Annotated in this window: 17 protein-coding genes; 6 read left to right on the top strand and 11 right to left on the bottom strand. The window is 62.0% G+C overall.

All coding sequences use genetic code 11. The features are described 5' to 3' along the window. Positions 1-34: 34 nt before the first annotated feature. Complete coding sequence (locus GWG65_RS11285) at positions 35-3190, top strand: efflux RND transporter permease subunit (protein ID WP_275195654.1); 3156 nt, start codon at positions 35-37, stop codon at positions 3188-3190. A 32-nt stretch (positions 3191-3222) separates the two neighbouring features. On the opposite strand, the gene GWG65_RS11280 is transcribed toward GWG65_RS11285, so the two are convergent. Together GWG65_RS11280 and opgC are read right to left on the bottom strand one after the other, a co-directional pair. Next, on the bottom strand, positions 3223-3525 hold the full coding sequence (locus GWG65_RS11280) for a hypothetical protein (RefSeq protein WP_275195653.1): 303 nt from the start codon (positions 3523-3525) through the stop codon (positions 3223-3225). 33 nt (positions 3526-3558) lie between these two features. Then, complete coding sequence (gene opgC, locus GWG65_RS11275) at positions 3559-4932, bottom strand: OpgC domain-containing protein (RefSeq protein ID WP_275195652.1); 1374 nt, start codon at positions 4930-4932, stop codon at positions 3559-3561. Positions 4933-5533: 601 nt separating this feature from the next. On the opposite strand from opgC, the gene GWG65_RS11270 reads away from it, so the two are divergent. After that, on the top strand, positions 5534-6196 hold the full coding sequence (locus tag GWG65_RS11270) for a response regulator transcription factor (protein WP_275195651.1): 663 nt from the start codon (positions 5534-5536) through the stop codon (positions 6194-6196). On the opposite strand, the gene GWG65_RS11265 is transcribed toward GWG65_RS11270, so the two are convergent. Then, positions 6191-8311, bottom strand: a complete 2121-nt coding sequence (locus GWG65_RS11265) for an MASE1 domain-containing protein (protein WP_275195650.1) — start codon at positions 8309-8311, stop codon at positions 6191-6193. The genes GWG65_RS11270 and GWG65_RS11265 overlap by 6 nt on opposite strands. Before the next feature lie 1278 nt (positions 8312-9589). On the opposite strand from GWG65_RS11265, the gene GWG65_RS11260 reads away from it, so the two are divergent. From GWG65_RS11260 to GWG65_RS11245, 4 genes are all read left to right on the top strand, one after another. Beyond that, positions 9590-9823, top strand: coding sequence for a hypothetical protein (locus GWG65_RS11260; RefSeq protein WP_275195649.1), 234 nt, complete (start codon positions 9590-9592; stop codon positions 9821-9823). Positions 9824-10560: 737 nt separating this feature from the next. Beyond that, positions 10561-10752, top strand: a complete 192-nt coding sequence (locus tag GWG65_RS11255) for a hypothetical protein (protein ID WP_275195648.1) — start codon at positions 10561-10563, stop codon at positions 10750-10752. Positions 10753-11243: 491 nt separating this feature from the next. Then, positions 11244-11678, top strand: a complete 435-nt coding sequence (locus tag GWG65_RS11250; RefSeq protein ID WP_275195647.1) for a hypothetical protein — start codon at positions 11244-11246, stop codon at positions 11676-11678. A gap of 71 nt (positions 11679-11749) precedes the next feature. Then, positions 11750-11899, top strand: coding sequence for a hypothetical protein (locus GWG65_RS11245; RefSeq protein WP_275195646.1), 150 nt, complete (start codon positions 11750-11752; stop codon positions 11897-11899). A gap of 1150 nt (positions 11900-13049) precedes the next feature. Here GWG65_RS11245 and GWG65_RS11240 read toward each other — a convergent pair. The 8 genes from GWG65_RS11240 to tkt form a co-directional block, all read right to left on the bottom strand. After that, positions 13050-13841 (bottom strand): inositol monophosphatase family protein, encoded by a 792-nt coding sequence (locus GWG65_RS11240; protein ID WP_275195645.1) that lies wholly within the window; start codon positions 13839-13841, stop codon positions 13050-13052. A gap of 110 nt (positions 13842-13951) precedes the next feature. Beyond that, positions 13952-15028 (bottom strand): tetratricopeptide repeat protein, encoded by a 1077-nt coding sequence (locus GWG65_RS11235; RefSeq protein WP_275195644.1) that lies wholly within the window; start codon positions 15026-15028, stop codon positions 13952-13954. 8 nt (positions 15029-15036) lie between these two features. Then, the gene (locus GWG65_RS11230; RefSeq protein WP_275195643.1) at positions 15037-15705 is read right to left on the bottom strand and encodes a thiamine phosphate synthase; all 669 of its coding nucleotides are present in this window, start codon (positions 15703-15705) and stop codon (positions 15037-15039) included. Between the two features lie 3 nt (positions 15706-15708). Continuing rightward, positions 15709-16734, bottom strand: coding sequence for a class I fructose-bisphosphate aldolase (locus GWG65_RS11225; protein ID WP_275195642.1), 1026 nt, complete (start codon positions 16732-16734; stop codon positions 15709-15711). 213 nt (positions 16735-16947) lie between these two features. Next, entirely contained in the window at positions 16948-18015 is a 1068-nt protein-coding gene (fba, locus tag GWG65_RS11220; RefSeq protein WP_275195641.1) for a class II fructose-bisphosphate aldolase, read from the bottom strand. A gap of 53 nt (positions 18016-18068) precedes the next feature. After that, entirely contained in the window at positions 18069-19265 is a 1197-nt protein-coding gene (locus tag GWG65_RS11215; RefSeq protein ID WP_275195640.1) for a phosphoglycerate kinase, read from the bottom strand. Between the two features lie 139 nt (positions 19266-19404). Beyond that, positions 19405-20412 carry a type I glyceraldehyde-3-phosphate dehydrogenase gene (gene gap, locus GWG65_RS11210; protein WP_275195639.1) on the bottom strand — a complete coding sequence of 336 codons (1008 nt, stop codon included), beginning with the start codon at positions 20410-20412 and terminating at the stop codon, positions 19405-19407. A 173-nt stretch (positions 20413-20585) separates the two neighbouring features. Then, positions 20586-22601: a transketolase gene (tkt, locus tag GWG65_RS11205; RefSeq protein WP_275195638.1), complete on the bottom strand. Its 2016-nt coding sequence runs from the start codon at positions 22599-22601 to the stop codon at positions 20586-20588. Between the last annotated feature and the right edge of the window lie 379 nt (positions 22602-22980).

The raw sequence follows: 22980 nt of genomic DNA, 5'->3' as shown, positions 1-22980 counted from the left end.
AGGGACTGATGAAACTACGAGGGTAAAACGGCAAATGGCGAGCTTTTTCATCGACAGGCCGATCTTCGCCTGGGTCGTCGCGCTATTCATCTGCCTCGTCGGCGCGATCGCGATCCCGCTGTTGCCGATCGCACAATATCCGATCATCGCGCCGCCCTCGATCTCGATCTCGACCAGCTATCCCGGCGCCTCGCCCGAAAACCTCTACAACAGCGTCACGCGCCTGATCGAGGAGGAACTCAACGGCGCCTCCGGCATCCTCAACTTCGAATCGACCAGCGACTCGCTCGGCCAGGTCGAGATCATCGCCAATTTCGTGCCGGGCACCGACACGAGCGCAGCTTCCGTCGAGGTGCAGAACCGCATCAAGCGCGTCGAAGCGCGCCTGCCGCGCGCCGTGATCCAGCAAGGCATCCTGATCGAGGAAGCCTCCAGCGCGGTGCTGCAGATCATCACGCTGAGCTCGACCGACGGCAGCCTCGATGAGGTCGGCCTCGGCGACTTCATGATCCGCAACGTGCTCGGCGAGATCCGCCGCATCCCGGGCGTCGGCCGCGCCACGCTGTATTCGACCGAACGTTCGCTTCGGGTCTGGGTCGATCCGGCAAAGCTGGTCGGCTATGGGATGACTGCGGACGACGTCAACAAGGCGATCGCGGCGCAGAACGCGCAAGTCGCCTCGGGCAGCATCGGCGCCGAGCCGTCGACCGCAACCCAGCGCACCTCCTCGCTGGTGCTGGTCAAGGGCCAGCTCTCGTCCCCCGATGAATTCGGCGCCATCATCCTGCGCGCCAACGCGGATGGGTCGACCGTGCGGCTGCGCGACGTCGCGCGGATCGAGGTCGGCGGTCTCAGCTACCAGTTCAACACCCGCCTCGACGGCAAGCCGACCGCCGGTCTTTCCGTGCTGATGTCGCCGACCGGCAATGCGCTGGCGACCGCGAGTGCGGTCCAGGAGAAGATGAAGGAGCTGTCGCGCTTCTTCCCCGCCAACATCACCTACGAGATTCCCTACAACATCACGCCGGTGGTCGAAGCCTCGATCAAGAAGGTGCTGTCGACACTGGTGGAAGCCATCGTGCTGGTGTTCGTGGTGATGTTCCTGTTCCTCCAGAACATCCGCTACACCATCATTCCGACCATCGTGGTGCCGGTTGCGCTCCTGGGCGCCTGTACGACGCTGCTCCTCGCCGGCTATTCCATCAACATGCTCTCGATGTTCGGCATGGTGCTCGCGGTCGGCATCCTCGTCGACGACGCCATCGTCGTGGTCGAGAACGTCGAACGCATCATGGCCGAGGAAGGCCTGCCGCCGAAGGAGGCGACACGGAAAGCCATGTCGCAGATCACCGGCGCCATCATCGGGATCACGCTGGTGCTGATGGCGGTGTTCGTGCCGATGGCGTTCTTCCCGGGCTCGGTCGGCATCATCTACCGCCAGTTCTCCGTCACCATGGTCGCCGCGATCGGCTTCTCCGCCTTCCTGGCGCTGTCGCTGACGCCGGCGCTATGCGCCACGCTGCTCAAGCCGGTCACTGCCGGCCATGGCCATGCCAGGAAAGGCGTGTTCGGCTGGTTCAACCGCATGCTGGAAGGCGGCAAGGAGGGTTATTCCCGCACCGTCGGCTTTTCGCTCAAGCGCACGGGCCGGCTGATGCTGGTCTATGTCGCGCTGCTGGCCGGCCTGTCCTGGGCCTTCGTCAAACTGCCCGGCGGCTTCCTGCCCGTCGACGACCAGGGCTTTGTCACCACTGACGTGCAGACGCCGTCGGATTCGTCCTACGCCCGCACCGAGGCCGTGATCGAGAAGGTCGAGAAATATCTGGCGCAGCGGGCTGGCGTGGACAACGTCACCTTCCTCACCGGCTTCAGCTTCTCCGGCCAGGGCATGAACACCGCGCAGGCCTTCATCACGCTGAAGGACTGGTCGGAGCGCGGCCCGAAGGATTCGGCCGCCGCGATCGTTGCCGACATCAACCGGGATCTGTCGTTGTCAATCCACGACGCCAAGATCTCCGCGTTGCAGCCGCCGCCGATCGACAATCTCGGCAATTCCTCGGGCTTCTCGTTCCGCCTCCAGGACCGCGGCCAGAAGGGCTATCCGGCCTTGATGCGCGCCGCCGACCAGTTGATCGCGGAAGCCAATGCGAGCTCCGTGCTTCAGAAGGTCTATATCGAGGGCCTGCCCGAAGCGGGCGTGGTCAATCTCGTGATCGATCGCGAGAAGGCCGGCGCCTTCGGCGTCACCTTCGAGGACATCAACAACACGATCTCGACCAATCTCGGCTCGAACTACATCAACGACTTCCCCAACCGCGGCCGCATGCAGCGCGTCGTGGTGCAGGCCGACGCCCGCGACCGCATGCGGACCGAGGACATCCTCAACTACAACGTCAAGAACAGCCGCGGCCAGCTGGTGCCGTTCTCGTCCTTCACCACGGTCGAATGGGCGCGCGGCCCGACGCAGATCGCCGGCTTCAACTATTATCCGGCGGTGCGCATCTCCGGCGAGGCCAAGCCCGGCTTCACCTCGGGCGATGCCATCGCCGAGATGGAACGGCTCGCCGGCAAGCTGCCGCGCGGCTTCGGCTTTGAGTGGACTGGACAGTCGCTCCAGGAAAAACTGTCGGGCTCACAGGCGCCGTTCCTGCTGGCGCTGTCGGTGTTCGTGGTGTTCCTGTGTCTGGCCGCGCTCTATGAGAGCTGGACCATTCCGCTCGCGGTGCTGCTCACGGTGCCGCTCGGAGTCGTCGGTGCGGTCGTCGCAGCGATGCTGCGGGGCCTGCCCAACGACGTCTATTTCACCGTCGGCCTGATCACCATCATCGGCCTTGCGGCGAAAGACGCGATCCTGATCATCGAGTTCGCCAAGGATCTGCGAAAAGAAGGCAAGCCGCTGGTCGAAGCCACCATCCAAGCCTGCCGCCTGCGCTTCCGCCCGATCCTGATGACGGGCCTTGCCTTCATCTGCGGCGTGCTTCCGATGGCGATTGCCCACGGCGCCGGCGGTGCCAGCCAGCAATCGCTCGGCACCGTCGTGATGGGCGGCATGATCGCCGTGGTGATCCTGGCGCTGCTGATGGTGCCGGTGTTCTTCGTGTCGGTGCAGCGCGTGCTGGGCGGAGATCGGGAGAAGGTGGCGAAGGCGGAGGCCGAGACGTATGGCCCGCCGGCGCCGGTGAAGCCGTAAGAGAGTCGTTCGATAACGGACGCACCGCTGTCTCACTCCCTCTCCCCGTTCTTACGGGGAGAGGGTGGGGTGAGGGGCTGAGGGGCTGCTTCCGCAAGCTGGCTTTGTATTGCAATCAGCCGCCGCTTGCGCACGCCAGTGGAAACGGTCTCGTGTGCACGCACCGGGGTGCAGGTCGTGAATACGAGCGCAAACCGGCTGCACTGCCAGTCCGCGCCGAGCGCGGCGCTGGTGGGTGATGTCAGGTTGACCGACAGTAATGCCGCTATGCAGGCAAACATCACGTACGCCGCGATCAGCACCGCTCCCTTGTGGGTCCTTGGGTGGGAAATCATGGCCTTGGCTCCCGTACAATGGCCCCTTGTGATCTAATTCGCATCCTGACCCACATTTTTCGCTGGTGGCCCGAAGGCGTGCGCGACTGCTGACACTGGATCAGCGCCGCAGACGGATTCGCGCACCGGAGCAAACAGCATCTTTATTCGATCACCTCGCCGGCACGAGGCGGGCAGCGTGGGCGGAATGTCAACGCTGAGCGCCTTGGCTGCCTTGAGATTGATGATCCGCTCAAACTTAGTTGGCAGATCAGCGGGGTTCGCGTGCGGCAGCTGTTTGGGTTTGATCTTGATCAAGTTCAGCAGCGTCGCCGCCAGGATCATCATCAGGACGCCACCAACGCTGAGCGTGATCTGCATCGCCATCCCCTCGGAGATATCGAGCAGCGCCAGCAGGCTGGCGAGCGTAAGCAGTACGCCGAGGCAATAGATCGGCAACGAGTTCTTGCCACACAGAATCGCGCCGCGCATCACCGCCGTCGTCAGCCCTCGCCGATTGGGAGGCACGAGCCATGCCGCCAAAACCGCAAGGGCCAAAAAATGCAGCAGTCGTAATGGATCGAGATTTGATTTATCCATCGGGTAAAGCAGCTTCAACAGCGTCTGCGGAACTATTGCGTCCAGCGGTTGGATCTTCCAGCTCAATGCGATGATGAGGCTGAACACCAGATAGAGAACGGCAGGCACAAGCGCCGTGCGTGACGTCACCCACAGCCGCACTTTCTCGCCCTCGATCATCCACCACGCGCCAAGTACAACAAGCAGCTGCCAGGCCAGCGGATTGAAAGCCCAGTGGCCGTTCGGCCACGCCGACACGGTCCAGCCGAACACATGCACCAGGGCATAAAGGGCCAGCGAGGCGCCAAGCGTCACGTTCGGCAGTCGCAGCAGCAGCCACAGCAACGGCGCGAACAAGAGATGAAGAAGCACGAAGATCGGCAACACGTCGGTGTTGACCGGACAGTATTGCAGGATTGCCGCGTGAACGAGCGTCGCGCCCGGCTGGTCCAACAGAATGCGCGTATTGCTCGCGTCAGCGAGACGGTCCCCGCCTGCGAGGTACACCAAGATCGCGCAGGCGAGCGTGAGCAGCAGAAATGCGGCATAAATATCCCAGCTTCGCCGCAGCGTCCGGCTGATCACGCCTGTCCAGCCCTCGCAGCTCCATGCCTTGCTGTAGGCCAGTGCGCAGGTCACACCCGAGACGAACATGAACACTTCCGCGGCATCGCTGAAGCCGTAGTTGTGCAGCGTCACCCAACTTCCGATGTTGTTGGGGACATGGTCGAGAAAGATGCACCAGAGCGCGATGCCGCGGCAGGCATCAATGCGCAGATCGCGGCCCTGGCCTTTCAGCTCCGGCAGCTCGCCGATCAATAGCTTTGGGGTGGCGATTCGATCGTGCATCTGGTTGCCCCATCCGGCGTGCGAACACGCTTGGGACCGAATTTGATAAAAACATCGCCGCCGCACTGCCGGATTGTGACAGCGCCGCAGTCTAGAGCTGCTTCACGCCGAACCCGGCCACGAAAGCTATTGCGATAACGATTATATGGCGGCGCTTGGTAGAACCTCCTAGCGCGTAAGGCGGTCCGTTGACGATCATGGTTCAACGGCACAGCGCGTCAATCAGCCGGATGTCCACACAGAGAGGTTCCTAGGTCCTATGATCAAGGTACCGTACAGATCTCGGACATCCGTCAGCCACATCATGGACATTTCACCATTGCGCATAGTCGAAGGAGACTCTGAGTCCCGCGGCTCTCGTGGTCCGCGTTCGCTTTTTCGGTGTACTGCTGTGTGAGGTGATTACAATTACAGCACGCAACGGCATTCGGCTCCTACCTTGAGTGCCTGCCGGTGAACCGCTGGTTGGGCCAAGGATGGAGGATGGACGGTTTCGGGAGCCAGTCTTCCGCAAGCCTCTTCCTCGCCAAAGACCCGAAAGTGGGTGTATGATTTTCTTTTTAATTGGATCTCCGTGCAATTGGATGACGGAGAGTTTTTCATGAAAGTTCTTATTGTCGACGACCATGCATTGATTCGCGACGCGTTGCACGCTGTCCTGAAACAACTGAAGCGAGAAGCCGTCATATTTGAAGCTTCGAACAGCCGTCAGGCAATGCAAATAGTCGAGGAACATCCCGACATAAGCCTCACTTTGCTGGATATCAATTTGCCTGATCGAGATGGCTTCTCTGTCCTCCGCGAACTGCGAGACCGCTATCCGACCGTTGCTATCATCATTCTTTCGTCCTCGGATGATCAAGACACAGTCAAGCGCGCTTTCAAACTTGGCGCTTTAGGTTTCATCCCGAAAACTACCGAACGTGAGGTCATGCTCAACGCCATTAAGTTAGTATTCTCCGGCGGCATTTACATTCCCTCGGAAATTCTGGAGGAAACAACATCTCCGCAGCTTACAAATAAGCCAGCGGCGCACGATTCTCTTAAGGGTCTCGGGTTGACCGATCGGCAGATTGAAGTGCTTGGGCTCCTGATGAAGGGAAAAAGCAACAAGTCCATTGCCAATATCCTGAATATGGCAGTGCCGACAGTGAAGAACCACATCACGGTCGTTCTCAAGGCGCTCAACGTAACTAGCCGCACCGAGGCAGTAATAAAAGTAGGAAAAATGGGCTGGGAGTTGCCGCCGAAATCTGAGTCATGAAGCCGCCCCGGTGTCTCTCCTGTTGTCATGATCCCTAAATAACTCGTGCATGACAGCGCGGAGCCGCATTGGGTCGACTGGCTTGTGCAGCAAACTGTATCCTCTAGCGTTAGCGTCACGTAATGGTTCAGCTGCCGTATCGCCGCTGATAAGAATGGCTGGAATTGACGAGCCCAACGCCGCATTAATTTGTTCGATTGCCCGGATCCCGGTGGTTCCGCTCGCAAGATGATAATCCGAGATTATAAGATCGGGGCGTTGTTGGTGCTCGGCAAGTCGGACAAGTGCAGCTTCGTCGGATCCGGCGGAAAGGACAGAGTATCCCCAGTTGCCTAGCAATCCGGCTGTTCCTTCCAGCACCAATGGCGCATCGGCAATAACAAGAACTACCTTGCCTTCGACCGCAAAGGCCCTAGGGCGAGGTGAGTCGACGGGCTCGGCGGACGTGGCGCATTCATCGGCCTTCGGAACCAGGATTGCGAATCGCGAACCTCGGCCCACAGTCGAAGCCAAGTCAATTTGATGGTTGAGAAGTAGGCGAAGCCTGTCGACAATAGCCAGGCCGAGCCCCAGGCCGCCATACCGGTTCCGTTCAGAGGCAGGAAGTCGAAAAAACTCGCCAAAGATATTCTGCTTCTGATCCTCAGGAATGCCGGGACCGCTATCCCATACTTCGATACGCAACATTTCACCGCGCCGACGACATCCGACGATGACCCCGCCCCGCAATGTATAGCGCACAGCATTGGATACCAGATTGAGCAGTATGCGTTCGAGCAGCATGGCGTCGCTCCGCACCCAGGCGTCACTTCGCCTAACGCGTAGGCGCAAGCCTTTTTCTCGCGTTGCTCGATCAAACCTCGTCTCAATTGTTTGCAACAGACGTGCGATCGGGAATTCGGTAATTTTGGGGGTAAGGATCCCGGCATCGAGCCTGGAAATATCCAGGAGCGAGTTGAACATTTCATCCATTTCTTTGCGCGTTGCATCGATCTGCTCGATCGTCTTTGTCCTTTCACCCGATTTGAGCGGCGTGCGTAGCTGTGCAACGAACAGGCCTAGCGCATGTAGCGGCTGCCGCAAATCATGGCTCGCCATGGCAAAAAAGCGCGATTTTGCTGCATTGGCGAGCTCCAGCTGTTGCGTACGCTCTGCGACCTTCCGTTCGAGATCGATCTGCGCGCGGCGCAGACGTTCCTCCGCTTTCTTGCGCACCTCGACGTCGGCGCTCAGTAACAAGCTTGGAACGGTAATACTGATCAGGAACATCAGCACCAGTAGGAATGAAACGTTGAGATCCGCGGTCGTGAAGGGGCCGCCGCCCGTTAGCGTCCCCCAGATCGTCATGCCCGCAAGCACCAGCGCAACCGTTGCGGTGTCACGCGGACCGCGGCGCAGCGCCGCCCACAACATTGGCAAGATCGCAAGAAAACCCAGTGGATCTCGACTCGCCGTTTGCTCGATCAGGGGGCTGAAAGCAATCAGTCCAACGGCCGCCGCGGTTGCGAGGACGCCGACCGTCTCCAAAAATTCATTGCGGTTGAAAGCGTGATAGTGGCTTGATGCCCAAAGCACGATAACGGGGACAATGACCAGCGCGCCGGTCACATCTCCCAGCCACCATGTGACCCAGGCGTTTGCGAAATTGGTCGGTTCGATGTACCCGGCGATTGCCAGGCTGGTCAGTCCGATGCTGGCGCTGATCGGTGTCGCGATCACGAAGCAAATCAGAGCAAACTTCGCGACAGAATTTGGCGTCGAAAACGTATTGCATCCGCTCGACCATCGCTTGATCAGGTAAGCGCCAACAACCGCCTCAAGAGAGTTACCGGTCGCAATCGCAATAGCGGTGGCAACGGAGCCGGCGGTCGTCGCATTGGCGATCACCGCTGCCGTGAAAATTGCGGGCCAAGTCCGATATCCCCACAACAGCACCGCCGCCAGCGCGACACCCGTCGGTGGCCAAATTGGCGTTGCACTGGGATGAATAGAGGCGAGAGAAAGGCCGCCTTTTGCCAGGGCGAAATAGATCACGCCAATTGCGACGAGACCACCGGCTTGGCCAATGCCTCGGCGGAAAGTTATCTCCGGCGTTAGTGATCGTGGATCGGACATCGTCGACGCCTAGACTAGGCAGTTGGATCGTCCACCATGACTGACCTTTTGGTCTCCTTGATAAAGATCAAAGATCGCTGGGCAAAAGGGGGCGCGCGGCATTTGTGGGCCGTTGCTTGTTACGCTGTAGCGGCCATTCTTTGCGCCAGTTCAGCATCAAGCTCTGGCAACAGCACGATGCCATCCTGATCGCTGCCAGATGAATGCATCACGATCCGCGTGCACCCACACCATAGGTGAAGCCCTAAATCTCCCCGCTGAATAAGACATTCTTCCAGAGCCCCTTGTCTTGTGGCCGCTTCAATTCGGTGGCCCGTGACCGATCTCGTGCTGCTTGTCAATGCAACTCCGATCGGCAGCGTCGGCGGCATCGCAGTCAGCTTGTAGGATTTCAGGACTTTGACCCGCGATCAGAAGCTGCTTCCGCATTTCAGCGAGGCGGGCGCGGCAGTATTCTCGATAGAGCAGGTCGAATATGGCGGGCATCGTTGCCCCCGTCGTTGGACCATCACTACTGTAAGATATTTCCACCACGAATTTTCGGATGAGCTTAGCCCTGTCGGTGGCTGTCGGATGTGAGCCCATTCACAAGGCTGCGCCAATTCGAAATGCTCAAAGGGCGATAGGCTCACTTGCTTGCCGCGGTAAGAAAGGAGCAGGGCTCGTTACCTACAATGTAATATAGCAGCCGTCTGTTTCAGCAATACTTCGTCAAACAACTCAAGGCTGCTGCCGCCAAGCCAAAAATCCAACCACAGCGCGAAATCACACACTACTGGCTGCAAGCACAATTGGGTGCAACGCCGACTGAGACGCTAAAGGCATCGAGATCAATTGCCATCGGCGCCCATGACGATGTGCGCGAATGTCGTCGAGCCATCGAAATCAACCGCCAACATCAATAACGCTTCGATCGCTACCTGAGTTCACAATTTGTGAATTGAACCTGCCATCGATCGGAGCATCATGCCTTCGTCGATCGGTGATCGACTCAAGGGTACTAGGCAAGGATTGGAAGGTCTTGGATTGGGTTGTCTGGTTAGGGCGTAACCCTGCACAAGAAGAAGCTGAAGTTGACGCGAGCCGCCAAGGAACAGTTGGCGGCTCGTTTGCGTCGGTGGCTCGGGCGGTAGACTCACCAGCGGCGAAGTGGAGGACCGGGGGCCGGGCCGGGGCAAATTTTCGGCGTCGGCCTATCGATGGTCCCTCGGATTTTTCCTGCGTTTATCCGTGACTCCCATTAAGCTGCACATTGAGTCCAACCAAGGGGGCGACCTGATGTCGGAGATCGACCCGCATACGCTGGAAGGCCATCTCTCGAAGCTAGTAGAGGACTGCGAGTCCTTGACGATTGTGTTCGGCGTGCAGAATGCATGCACCATGTACCCGTCCTACTCCGTGGGGAGGGATTTCATCGCTGGGAGCGATCACGCGGACCACGCAAGAGCTAGGCCTCTCGTGGCGCCGTTCAACAGCATCCAACAGATCATCTGTCACCCGAGGAAGAGCTAGGTGATCCGTTCTAGCGGAAGCTTGTTGCTTCTTAGCAATAACACATGAAATTCATCGAGCCTCGCCCACCCCGCCGATGCTGACGCCGCCGCGCGCAAGCTGATGGAGCTGGCCAACGCCAGCCGGTGCAGGATGAGAAGATCAACGGCCCTGTCATACACCAGCACAAGGGCACGCCTGGTTGCCCGATCAAACTGACAGTTGCAGATGCATCTGCGACAGTCGTACCCCCACGGCACTAACCCTGATTAGCTCCCTGGCAGTCGCAAGAACAAGGGCCTGGCGGGCGGTTAAGCCACCAGGCCTTTTCTTTGTGGGGACTGAGCGGCCCGTGCCCGATGACGCGCTCAAGATCGTGATGCGCAGCGCGGACAGGGAGGATCGGGCGCCGCATCGCACTCCCTTCTCCGGAAATATCTATGCGACCGCACCTGCCAAGCGTAGCTTTACTGGGTACCTGGGGTGAAGAAGTTTGAATTCGTACCGATCTTGAACACGGGGGCAGGCGGCTATGCTGCCAGAGGTTCGACCTACGCGATTGGATCAGCGCTTTAGACTTTCCAGAGGCCGCTTTCGGGCGGCCTTTCTGCTGTTGCACGGTCCGTAAGACTGGCATTTCGTCGCAGTGGCGGGCTGTCGTCGCCATCGGCAACGCGCTACGATAAATTCACCGGAACGAATATGGGCAACCAGAGTTGATAGCCACTATGGTCAAGCCCTCGCCTGGAATGCGCAGAGTGTTGAGGCAAGCCCACCTGTACGGCCGCCTGGTCGCACACAATGGCAAACTGTATTCCCCCGGCGACAACCACCGTTTATGCAGCGAGGAGACCGCGATCGCGATGGTCAAGGCAGGCTGGCTCAGGCATCGCGGCGAGGACTATGAGGTTACGCCCGACGGCGTAAGAGCCGATGCGCGGCGCGAATAGCTTGGTCTGACCAGCGCGTCCGCCTCACGCCGAAGGGATACCGGACTGAGTTCGACAAGAAGGCTGGCGGCGTTGAAAAAGCCCGCCCGCGAATATTTGCGAGCGGCCTCCGGGCTCAAAATAAACCGGCTACTCAAATGCCCGTGCCCCGGACGCGGCAATCCTAGAGCCGCGCGCAGATGCTGTGGAGCACGAAAATTGTGCGCCGGGAGATGAACCTTTTCCGCTCGCAGTGAGAGTAAGTCCGTCCGCAGGCGCTGGGGAGTTAGACACTCACCGATGATGGCGCGCATCGAAGTGCGTGCGCTCAAGCGGGATCGTGCGGCGCAGCACGTCCCGATACTCTCGCACCTGATCAACATCCAGTTCTTGTGTTACGCTTCAGCGTCCCACCGATGGGACGGGATTGTTTTCAACATCAGCGATTATTTTAGAGGAGGACGCACATGCGAATGTCTCATGCTTTGTGCTTCTTGTTAGCAGTGCTCTCAGTGCCTGCGGCATCGACTGCTCTCGCTGGCGAGCAGGTGCTTGAGTTCAAGCTCGTCACTAAGCCGATTGATTACAAAGTAACAGAGGTCGCGAACATCGAAGGCCAGACGGTCGCGTCCGGCAAATTATTCGGCGTCGCCGTCTTCAAGGACGGCCGTATCGGGGTGAAAGAGTTCGTCAATTCCGCAGACTTGCTCAAAGGCTCGGGACCCTTCTACGGCTACAGCACCTACACGTTCGAGGATGGCTCGATCACGGCGCGCTATACCGGCTCGGTAAAAAACGGCCAGTCGAAAGGCGAATATACGATCCTCTCGGGCACGGGCGCCTATGCGAACGCTACGGGCACGGGCACGATCGAAAGCGCGCCGAACCCGTTCAAGGGTGTCAACCTCTTGAACATAAAACTGGTCGTCAAGACGCCCGGTACGTAAGAGGCCCTACACACAACAACGCGCCTCACGCAACTAGTGCCGTGAGGTGCGTCTTACTCACGCAATTTGCTTTGTTGATTGCAATCGCCTCGCTGCTGGCGCTCGCGGCCGATCTCGTCGGCCAAGCCAGCGTCATCGACGGCGACACACTCGAAATTCAGGCCAGCGCATCCGCTCTGGGGCATCGGCGCGCCGAAAAGCACGCAGCTTTGTCGTGGTGATGACAGCCAAAGGGCGGCTGTTAGCCACCAGACCGAAGAAATGGATCCACGGACCCAGCTAATCGGTCCGCCGGTTGCACGGCGCTCGGCGTGGACTGCTTTTCGGAAGGCAGCGAGCCGACAGAGTTGACTGACAGCCCAGCACCAACGGCAAGAACAGCTATCACAATCGTGGCGAGATATTCGCTCCTCATGGCGATGGTCCCTTCATCGCCCCAGAAAACCAACCGGACACTCTCAGAAATGGTTCCGAACGCCGCGCGGCTCGATGTGTTCGCCCACATCGGAGGTTGCCGCCATGGTGTCAGCGACTGGCCGCTCCTAGCTAGGTCCCTCCTTTCAAATGGAACTCGCCGTCGCGATCAGAAATCGGGAACGAAAGCCGTCCGCGAGCTTTAGAAATGTGAGACCGCCGCTCGCCGGTACCAACACGGCGCATGTCGCGGATAGCCAAAGGTCGCCGACCCGCTTTTCTCTGCAAGCGCTCGCGCAAGATAGCCAAAAGCGGCGGTCTCCGGTTCCATTCAAAATCGCCAGCCGCGCCCCGATCGGTTGCGGGGGAGTAGTGACGGCCTGCCGGTGGCGTTGTTGTTACCGAAGGCTCCGCCATGCGCAACCGCATCGAGATCGACTACGTACACAGCCGGGCCATCGTTCGAGAGATCGGCGAGAGGTTACGAGCGTCGCTGAAACCAGAGCCGGAACTACCGCCGAACCTTAGAACGCAAATCGATCGGCTCCGAGAATTGGAGGAGCAGTCTCCCTCAATCGTTCCCGGTGCCGAGCGTTGGGACAAAACTCGGCGTTGAGGCGTGGTCGATACTAGACGTTAAGGCGCGATCGATCGCTTGCTAGTTCCGACTAAAGCGACTCTCCATGGCCCGCAGGCGCCTATTGTTTTGCCGCACAAGCGCTGCGCACGCTCTTGGATGCCTCCATGACGACGAGACTGCTTGTGCAAAAGCAGCAGGCGCTGCGGCTTTTATCCGGGATCGAACCCAGGGGAGCGCACCCGCGCGGGTGTCCCCAGGAAGAATGCACGATCGTCGCGCGCATCGGATGGATCGTCGATTTGGCCCGCGCCGTGCCTTGCCCCTCACCCGGATTGCTTTTGCAATCCGACCTCTCCCCGCGGAAGGGCGGGGAGAGGTTAAGCCGCCTTCCGCAAAATCTTCACCAGCTCCCCGTGCACGAACTCATTCCCGCACACGACATGCCCGGTCACCAGTGCATCGCCCGGCGTGTCGATGTCGCTGATCGTGCCGCCCGCTTCCCGGAGCATGATCTGGCCCGCGGCGATGTCCCAGGGTTGCAGATTGCGTTCCCAGTAGCCGTCGAGGCGGCCGGCGGCGACGAAGGCTAAGTCGAGCGAGGCGGCGCCGAAGCGGCGCAGCCCTGCGACGCGGTCCTGGATCGCGGTCATCTCGCGGCGGAATTCCTCGTGGTCGCCGCGGCCGATATGGGGCAGGCCGCAGGCCACCACGCATTCGTTGAGCTGGCGGCGGCCGGCCACCCGCAGGCGCTGGTCGTTGAGGAAGGCGCCCTTGCCGCGCTCGGCGATGTAGAGCTCGTCATTGGCGGGATTGTAGATCACGCCGGCGATGATCGTGCCCTCGCGCGAAAGCCCGATCGAGATCGCAAATTGCGGGATGCCGTGCAGGAAGTTGGTGGTGCCGTCGAGCGGATCGACGATCCAGGTGTGGCTCTTGTCGGGGCCTTCCCGACTGCCGCCTTCCTCGCCGATGAAGCCGTAGCCGGGCCGCGCCTTGGCGAGGTCCTGGTAGAGCATCTCCTCGGCGCGCTTGTCGGCGAGCGAGACGAAATTGGCCGGGCCTTTTAGCGAGACCTGGAGATGTTCGATCTCGCCGAGATCGCGCTTGAGGCTGCGGCCGGCGCGGCGCGCGGCCTTGACCATGACGTTGATAGTGGCGGAATACAGCATGAGCTCTGGTCTTGATCGGGGGAAATGGCGCGCAGTCGCGCCCGTTTGAGGGATGGGGTGCCCTGCGAGGGGCTTGACGTCAAGTCATTGCGTCAACTCATTGCGTCAAGTCATTTGGTCCCGAGCCATTTCCTGGCGGCGGCCTCGGCCTTGGCCCGGTCGTCGGGCGACAAATCGGACAATTGCTTGTCGAGCTCCGGATCGCCCTTGCCGGCGGTTTTGGCCACCAGGTGCCATTTGAAGCCCTCGATCTTGTCCATCTGGGCGCCCACGCCGTTGATCAGGACCCAGGCCAGCCGGTTCTGTGCGATCGCGCTGCCCTGACGCGACGCCTTGCGGAGCAACGCGACGGCCGCCGGCTGGTTCTTCGGCGTGCCGGTGCCGTTGAACAGCGCGATGGCGTATTCGACCTCGGCATCGACATTGTCGGTCAGCGTTGCCGCCTGGAGCAGCCGCACCGCCCTTTCGGGGTCCTTCGGCACGCCGGTGCCTTCCTTGTAGAACGTCGCCAGCGCGTATTGCGCCTCGGGCAGCCCGGCGTCGGCGGCTTGGCGCAGCAGCTCGGCGGAGCGCTTGACGTCCTGTGGCAGGGTCTGGCCATCGAGATAGAGCAGCGCGAGATTATAGGCCGCCTTGGGCTCGCCGAGCTTGGCGGCGGACGCCATCAGCTTGACGGCCTCGCCCTTGTCGACAGGGCCGCCGCGGCCGGACATGCGCAGCATGGCGAGCGCGAACATCGCCTCGCGGTCGCCGGCGTCGGACGCGCGCTTGTACCACTGCGACGCCTTGGCGTAGTCGCGCCTGATGCCCATCGCGTTGGAATAGAGCTCGCCCAGCATGGTCATCGCCTTGGCATCGCCGGCTTGCGCGCGGGCGGTGGCGAGCTCGAGCGCCGTCTTGTACTGGCCGCGCTGATAGGCGCCGTACACCAGGTCGACATTGGAATTGTCGGTGGGAGGCGCGGGGATCACGGTCGCAGCGGGCGCCGGGCTCGGCGAGGCCGATGGTTTTGGCGCGGCGTCCTTCTTCTTGGTGATGGTGTGCGGCTTGGTCGCGGGTTTTTCTTTGGCTTTTTCCTTGGCGGGCGCCGCGCTCGGCGTTGCCACCGGCGGAGTGATCTGAAGCTGCGCGGCAGCGGGCGCCGTCAGCAACAGCGTGGCCAGGATGGTGATGCGCGGGAGCTTCATGTCGGGCGCTAGCCCTGCCCCACAGCGAGAGCCGCGTAAGCCTTCTTGATCGCGGCGTCGGCCTCGATCAGCGCGGCCTTGGGCCCGCGCGGATCGGCCCAGATGAAGTCGCCGACCAGCACGAAATCGGCGCCGCTGGCGGCGAAGTCATGGGCCTCCTCCAACGAGGTGGCAAAGCCGACGCAGGGCGGCTCGAACAACTCGGCCCACCAATCCAGTCGCTCGGCAATCGCTTGAGCCGACGGCCGCTGTCCGGTCGCGTCTAGCTCGCCGAACAACACATAATCTGCGCCCATCTCGCCCGCTGCCATGGAGTCGTGGCGGGTCTCAAGTCCCCCGACCCCGGCGATGCGATCGGGCTTGAGCGAGGGCATCGCCTCTTCCAGCGCGGCGATGCCGGAGAGGTGGGCGCCGTCGGCGCCGCCGCGCGCGACCAGCTCGGCGTGGCCGTCGACGAGCAGCGCAGCTCCCGCGTTCTGCACGATCGGTGCCAGCGCCTTGATGCGCGAAATCATGCTGCGCTGGTCGGCGTCTTTCAACCGCACCAGCACGGCGGCGACGTCGGCCGATGCAAGCAGGCCGGGCAGCTCGGCCAGAAGCGAAGCGGGATCGTCGACAATCGGCGTCGCGAGATAGAGGCGCGGCGCCGGGCGCGGTGGAGGCGATTTGTTCGACAAGATCTAGGCCGCCTTCTGTTCCAGGCTGCTTTGCCATTCGCCTTTGGAGGCGAGCCCATTCATTCGCGCGCGATGACTGAAGGCGCGCTGCCCGGCCGCGACGTTCTCGGCCTTGCCCGACCAGGCCTTCTGCGGCGCGGCTTGCAGCGCCCGGCCGTAGGAGAAGGTCAGGCCCCAGGGCAGCGGGCCGAGTTTGTGCATGGCGTTGAGATGCGCGGTCGCCTCCTGGTCGGACTGGCCGCCGGAGAGGAAGGCGATGCCAGGCACCGCCGCCGGCACGCAGGCCTTGAGCAGCCGTATCGTCTTCTCCGCGACCTCCTCGACGGAGGCCTGCTTTGCGCATTTCTTGCCGGAGACCGCCATGTTGGGCTTGAGCACCATGCCCTCGAGCGCGACGCGCTGCACGCGCAATTCCTGAAATGTCATATTGAGCACGCGGCTCGTCACCTCAAAGCAGCGGTCGATGTCGTGATCGCCGTCCATCAGCACCTCCGGTTCGACGATCGGCACGATCTGCGCGGCCTGGCACAGCGCGGCGTAGCGGGCCAGCGCATGGGCGTTGACGCTGATCGCGGTCATCGAGGGAATCCCGCTGCCGATATCGATCACCGCGCGCCATTTGGCAAAGCGCGCGCCGCGGTCGTAATATTTCTTCAGCCGCTCGGCGAGCTTGTCGAGTCCGACGGTGACGAGCTCGCCCGGGCACATCGGCAAGGCCTGCGTGCCCTCGTCGACCTTGATGCCGGGAATGGCGCCGCTCTGCTCGATCAGCTTGACCAGCGGCGTGCCGTCCTTGGCGTCCTGCCAGATCGTCTCATCATAGAGAATGACGCCGGAGATGTACTGGCTCATGGCCTCCTTCGACCGGAACAGCATCTCGCGATAGTCGCGGCGATTGGTTTCCGTCGATTCGACGCCGATCGCGTCGAACCGCTTCTTGATGGTGCCGGAGGATTCGTCGGCGGCAAGGATGCCCTTGCCCGGGGCGACCATGGCAGCCGCGATCTTGTTGAGCTCAGTCAGATTCATCGAGATGTCCTCCCAAAACGATTCTGCCCTTGCCCGTGAAAATAGACCGTTCTCGGGCAATTGCCGAGTTAACGTTCGTCGCAGGGGCGCCCGTGTCATTCCGGGATGCGCCGAAAGGCGCAGGCCCGGAATCCATAACCCCAGGCTGTGGTTATGGATTCCGGGCTCACGCTCCGCGCGCCCCGGAATGACGGGAGGATGTGGTTGAGGGCCTTACGCCACCTTCGGGTCGAGCTCGCCCTTGGCGTAGCGCTTGGCCATTTCGGCGGTGGTCAGGACCTTCTTGATCTTGGCGGCCTGGCCGGCGGTGTTGAACTCCTGGAGGCGCTGCTTGCACAGCTTGGTCATCGCCTCCATCGCAGGCTTCAAGTACTTGCGCGGATCGAACTCTTCCGGATTGTCCTTCAGGACCTTGCGGATCTGGCCGGTCATCGCCATGCGGTTGTCGGTGTCAATGTTGATCTTGCGCACGCCGTTCTTGATGCCGCGCTGGATCTCGGCGACCGGCACGCCCCAGGTCGGCTTCATCTTGCCGCCGTTGGCGTTGATGATCTCCTGGAGGTCCTGCGGCACCGAGGACGAGCCGTGCATCACCAGATGCATGTTCGGCAGCTTGCGGTGGATCTCCTCGATCACGTTCATGGCGAGGATGTCGCCGTCCGGCTTGCGGGTAAATTTGTAAGCACCGTGAGAAGTCCCCATCGCGATCGCGAGCGCATCGACCCTGGTCTCCTGGACGAACTTCACGGCTTCGTCCGGATTGGTCAGGAGTTGGTCGTGGCTGAGCTTGCCTTCGGCGCCATGGCCGTCTTCCTTGTCGCCCATGCCGGTCTCGAGCGAGCCGAGCACGCCGAGCTCGCCCTCGACCGAGATGCCGCCGAGATGGGCCATGTCGGTCACGGTCCTGGTGACGCCGACATTGTAGCCCCAGTCGCCGGGGGTCTTGCCATCGGCCTTGAGCGAGCCGTCCATCATCACCGAGGTGAAGCCGGCCTGGATCGCGGTCATGCAGGTCGCAGGCTCGTTGCCGTGGTCGAGATGCACGCAGACCGGGATGTGCGGATAGATCTCGGTCACCGCGTCCATCATGTGCTTGAGCATGACGTCGTTGGCATAGGAGCGCGCACCGCGCGAGGCCTGGATGATCACGGGCGCGTCGACCTGGTTGGCGGCGTCCATAATCGCCAGCGCCTGCTCCATGTTGTTGATATTGAAGGCCGGTACGCCGTAATCGTTCTCCGCCGCATGGTCGAGCAATTGACGCAACGTGATCCGAGCCATCTGTCTTTTTCTCCCGTTTGGGCCTGCAGGCCCGCTAGCTACTTGCCGACTGACTACTTGACGCGCAAGACCTCGACGCCGGGCAGGGGCTTGCCTTCCATCCATTCAAGAAATGCGCCACCTGCGGTCGAGACATAGCTGAAATTGCCGGCCACCCCGGCCTGGTTGAGGGCCGCGACGGTGTCGCCGCCGCCCGCAATCGAGATCAGCTTCTTGGCCTTGGTGCGCTCGGCGGCATGCTTGGCGGCCGCGACCGTGCCGCGGTCGAAGGGCTGCAGCTCGAAGGCGCCGAGCGGTCCGTTCCAGACCAGCGTCGCCGCATCGTCGATCGCCGCATGGATGCGGGCGATCGATTGCGGGCCGACGTCGAGGATCATGCCGTCGGCCGGGATCGCGTCGAGGCCATAGGCGTGCGACGGCGCATTGGCAGCGAAGTGGAAGGCGACGGTGGCATCGACGGGCAGGATGATGGCGCAGTTCGCGGCGTCCGCCTTCTCCATGATGCGCAGCGCGGTCGCGGCCAGATCCTTCTCCGCCAGTGACTTGCCGATCCCGACGCCTTGGGCGTGCAGGAAGGTGTTGGCCATGCCGCCGCCGATCACCAGCGCGTCGACTTTGCTCACGAGGTTTTCGAGCAGATCGATCTTGGTCGAGACCTTTGCGCCGCCGATGATCGCGATGACGGGCTTGGTCGGTGAACCCAGCGCCTTCTCCAGCGCGACGAGTTCGGCCTGCATGGTGCGGCCGGCATAGGCCGGCAGCTTGTGGCCGAGGCCTTCGGTCGTGGCATGGGCGCGGTGCGCCGCGGAGAAGGCGTCATTGACCCAGATGTCGCCGAGCTTGGCGAGCTCGGCGACGAAGGCCGGATCGTTCTTTTCCTCTTCCTTGTGGAAGCGGGTGTTTTCCAGGCAGAGGATGTCGCCATCGTTCAGCGCCGCCACGGCCGTGGCCGCAGGCTCGCCGATGCAGTCGTCGGCAAAGGCGACGGGCTTCTTCACGACCTTCGACAGCGCCTCGGCGACGGGCTTGAGCGACTCCTTGGGATCGCGCCCCTTCGGCCGGCCGAAATGCGCGAGCAAAATGACCTTACCGCCCTTGTCGGAGATTTCCGTGATGGTCGGCGCGACGCGCTCGAGCCTTGTTGCGTCGCTGACGCGCCCGTTCTCCATGGGCACGTTGAGATCGACGCGCAGCAGCACGCGCTTGCCCTTCACGTCGACGTCGTCGAGGCTGCGGAATGTTTTGGTCATCTTTGGCTCTCTTGTCCCGGGCGCACTGCGGCGCGAAGTGCCGCTGTGCAGAACCGGGGCCTGCGGTGTGGCATGGGTCCCGGCTCTGCGGCGCGCCGTGAAGACACGCTGCGCCGCGTCCGGGACACGAGGCCTTGGCTCAGATCACCTTGCTCATCGCAACAGCGGTGTCCGCCATGCGGTTCGAAAAACCCCACTCGTTGTCGTACCAGGACATCACGCGCACCAGCGTGCCGTTCTGCACTTTGGTCTGGTCCATGTGGAAGGTCGAGGAGTGCGGATCGTGGTTGAAGTCGATCGAGACGTTCGGCGCCGTGGTGTAGCCGAGGATGCCCTTGAGCTGCTGCTCGGAAGCGCGTTTCATCGCCTCGTTGATTTCCTTCGGATCGGTGGCGCGCTTGGCGACGATCTTGAGGTCGACGACCGAGACGTTCGGGGTCGGCACGCGGATCGCGACGCCGTCGAGCTTGCCCTTCAACTCCGGCAGCACGAGGCCGATCGCCTTGGCGGCACCGGTCGAGGTCGGGATCATCGACATCGCCGCCGCGCGGCCGCGATAGAGATCCTTGTGCATGGTGTCCAGCGTCGGCTGGTCGCCGGTATAGGCGTGGATCGTGGTCATGAAGCCGGTCTCGATGCCGACCAGGTCGTTCAGCACCTTGGCGATCGGCGCGAGGCAGTTGGTGGTGCAGGAGCCGTTGGAGACGACCAGATGACCCCTGGTCAGCGTGTCGTGGTTGACGCCGTAGACGATGGTCGCATCGGCGCCGTCGGCAGGTGCGGAGACCAGCACGCGCTTGGCGCCGGCGGTCAGATGCGCGGAGGCCTTCTCCTTAGCGGTGAAGATGCCGGTGCACTCCATCGCGATGTCGATGCCGAGATCCTTCCAGGGCAGCTTCGAGGGATCGCGCTCGGCGGTCACCTTGATCTTGTTACCGCCGAGGCTGATGGTGTCGCCATCGACGGTCACGGTGCCGGGGAAGCGGCCATGGACGCTATCGAAGCGGAGCAGATGGGCGTTGGTCTCGACCGGGCCGAGATCGTTGATGCCGACGACCTCGATGTCCTTGCGGCCGGACTCGACGATAGCCCGCAGGATGTTACGACCGATGCGGCCAAAACCGTTAATTCCAACGCGGACTACCATGTTTCGTCTCCTTATGACCGTTCGATGACGTCTGCTTCAATGACATCCGTTCTTCCCGCACAACGCGCTTAGCGCGCCTGTGAGGGTTTTTTTAGGGCGGACGCCCGGTTCGGCCGGGCGGTGCTTGATCATATGAGGAGTTACGTAATCCTTTTTTTTGGCAAGCTCAACTCTCAGGACACGCGCTTCAGCACAGCGTTAACCGCAGCCTCGGTGGTAATGCCGAAGTGCTTGTAAAGGTCCTTTGCCGGCCCGCTCTCGCCGAAGGAATGCATGCCGACAAATTCGCCGTCCTGGCCGATCACGGCATCCCAGCCCCAGCGTACCGCGGCCTCGATCGCGACCTTCACCGGCGCGTTGCCGATGATCGCCGCTCGCTTCGCCTCTGGTTGCGCTAACAACAGCTCGAGCGAGGGGACCGAGACAACCCGCGACGCGATGCCGCGCTCGGCAAGCTGCTTCTGGGCGGCGACCGCAATCTCGACCTCGGAGCCGGACGCGAACAGCGTCGCCTTGGCCTCGCCCTGGGCGGCGACCAATTCATAGGCGCCCTGCTGGCAGGGATTTTCGTTTGGCGCGTTGGTGCGCAGTTGCGGCAGGTTCTGCCGCGTCAGCGCCAGCACGGTCGGGCCGTCGATGCGGTTCAGCGCCAACTCCCAGCACTCGGCGACTTCGACGGAATCGCAGGGGCGGAACACGCGCATGTTCGGAATGGCGCGAAGCGCGGCGAGATGCTCGACCGGCTGATGGGTCGGGCCGTCTTCGCCGAGCCCGATGGAATCGTGGGTCATCACGTAGACGACGCCGGCGCCCATCAAGGCGGCAAGGCGCATCGCCGGCCGTGCGTAGTCGGTGAACACCAGGAAGGTCGCGCCGTTCGGCGCGAAACCGCCGTGCAGAAAGATGCCGTTCATGGCGGCGGCCATGCCGTGCTCGCGGATGCCGTAATGGATGAAGCGGCCCTTCGGCGTTTTGGCGGAGAAGGCCGTCGCCGACTTCGCCTTGTTGTTGTTGGAGCCGGTGAGGTCGGCCGAGCCCGCCAGGAATTCCATCGGCATCGCGCTGGCGATGACTTCGATCACGGCTTCCGAGGATTTGCGGGTCGCCGCCACCATCGGCTTTTCCAGCAGCTCCTTCTTGTAGGCGCGCACCGCCTTCGCGAGTGACGCCGGACGCTCATGGCGCAACCGGCGCTCGAACTCGGCGCGCTTGCGGCTGCCGAGCTCTCCGAGCCTTGCTTCCCATTCCTGTCGTGCCGCCGCGCCGCGGCTGCCGGCTTCGCGCCAGGCTTTGAGCACATCATCGGGCACCGTGAACGGCTCGAGCGAGATGCCGAGATTCTCCTTGGCGGCCTTGAGTTCGTCGGCGCCGAGCGCCTCGCCATGCGCCTTTGCCGTGCCGGCCTTGTGCGGCGCGCCGAAGCCGATGGTGGTGCGGCAGGCGATCAGCGTCGGCTTGCTGGATTTCTTGGCGCGGGTGATCGCGGCGGCGATCGCCGCCTGGTCCTGGCCGTTGATCTTCTCGGCGGCCCAGCCCGCGGATTTGAAGCGCTTCACCTGGTCGACGGAATCGGAGATCGAGGTCGGGCCGTCGATCGAGATGCCGTTGTCGTCGTAGAGCACGATCATCTTGTTGAGCTTCCAGTGCCCGGCCATCGCGATCGCTTCCTGCGACACGCCCTCCATCAGGTCGCCATCGGAGGCGAGCACGAAGGTGTGGTGGTCGACGATCTTCTTGCCGAACTCGGCGGCGAGCATCTTCTCGGCGAGCGCCATGCCGACCGCGGTCGAGATGCCCTGGCCCAGCGGGCCCGTCGTGGTCTCGATGCCGTTGGTGCGGAAATTCTCGGGGTGTCCGGGGGTCAGCGAATCGACCTGGCGGAACTGCTTGATCTGGTCCAGCGTCATCTCGGAATTGCCGGTCAGATAGAGCAGCGCATAGAGCAGCATCGAACCGTGGCCGGCCGAGAGCACGAAGCGGTCGCGGTCGGGCCAGCTCGGTGCGGTTGCATCGAATTTCAGGAACTGGGTGAACAGCACCGTGGCCATGTCGGCCGCGCCCATCGGCAGGCCGGGATGGCCCGACTTCGCCTTCTCGACCGCGTCCATCGCGAGGCCGCGGATCGCATTGGCCATACGGGTGTGGTCGACCTGCGTATGGGCCATACGGGTGGCATCGAGCTGCATCATGATGAAAATCCGTCTGGAATGAGGTGCTTGATGGCCGTGTGCGCCGCGCTGGATCGAGCCTGGCGGTCACGGGAGGTTGGGGGCTGGATAGCATCTCGGTTCCGGGAGTCCAAGGCAATCAAACGCCGGTTTGGCCGCAAAAGTTGCTTACGGCATGATCCGGAAAAGCCGCAGCCGGAGATGGTGCGGGCCAGGAACCAGCCGGCCGGCATGCTCAAGGCCGATCTATCGGTGCATAGTTTCGCGGCGACGTTGCGATTTGCTAGCTTGCCACGTAAATTTCTGCTTCTAACCGCTTGCCGAACCGAGTCTTTTGCCGGCGGCAAGCCCCGATGCAAAGGCCACCAAGGTCCGCCGCTGAGCGCATGAACGATCGCGT

The organism is Bradyrhizobium sp. CSA207, assembly GCF_029051685.1.
Lineage (GTDB): Bacteria > Pseudomonadota > Alphaproteobacteria > Rhizobiales > Xanthobacteraceae > Bradyrhizobium.
The sequence above is the reverse complement of the archived record's forward strand: the minus strand, read 5'-3'. Positions and strand labels throughout refer to the sequence as shown.

Bases quoted from the DNA above. Each gene is read 5' to 3' on its own strand.
- GWG65_RS11285 (WP_275195654.1), top strand. From the start codon at position 35: ATGGCGAGCTTTTTCATCGACAGGCCGATCTTCGCCTGGGTCGTCGCG.
- GWG65_RS11280 (WP_275195653.1), bottom strand. From the start codon at position 3,525: ATGATTTCCCACCCAAGGACCCACAAGGGAGCGGTGCTGATCGCGGCG.
- opgC (WP_275195652.1), bottom strand. From the start codon at position 4,932: ATGCACGATCGAATCGCCACCCCAAAGCTATTGATCGGCGAGCTGCCG.
- GWG65_RS11270 (WP_275195651.1), top strand. From the start codon at position 5,534: ATGAAAGTTCTTATTGTCGACGACCATGCATTGATTCGCGACGCGTTG.
- GWG65_RS11265 (WP_275195650.1), bottom strand. From the start codon at position 8,311: ATGTCCGATCCACGATCACTAACGCCGGAGATAACTTTCCGCCGAGGC.
- GWG65_RS11260 (WP_275195649.1), top strand. From the start codon at position 9,590: ATGTCGGAGATCGACCCGCATACGCTGGAAGGCCATCTCTCGAAGCTA.
- GWG65_RS11240 (WP_275195645.1), bottom strand. From the start codon at position 13,841: ATGCTGTATTCCGCCACTATCAACGTCATGGTCAAGGCCGCGCGCCGC.
- GWG65_RS11235 (WP_275195644.1), bottom strand. From the start codon at position 15,028: ATGAAGCTCCCGCGCATCACCATCCTGGCCACGCTGTTGCTGACGGCG.
- GWG65_RS11225 (WP_275195642.1), bottom strand. From the start codon at position 16,734: ATGAATCTGACTGAGCTCAACAAGATCGCGGCTGCCATGGTCGCCCCG.
- fba (WP_275195641.1), bottom strand. From the start codon at position 18,015: ATGGCTCGGATCACGTTGCGTCAATTGCTCGACCATGCGGCGGAGAAC.
- GWG65_RS11215 (WP_275195640.1), bottom strand. From the start codon at position 19,265: ATGACCAAAACATTCCGCAGCCTCGACGACGTCGACGTGAAGGGCAAG.
- gap (WP_275195639.1), bottom strand. From the start codon at position 20,412: ATGGTAGTCCGCGTTGGAATTAACGGTTTTGGCCGCATCGGTCGTAAC.
- tkt (WP_275195638.1), bottom strand. From the start codon at position 22,601: ATGATGCAGCTCGATGCCACCCGTATGGCCCATACGCAGGTCGACCAC.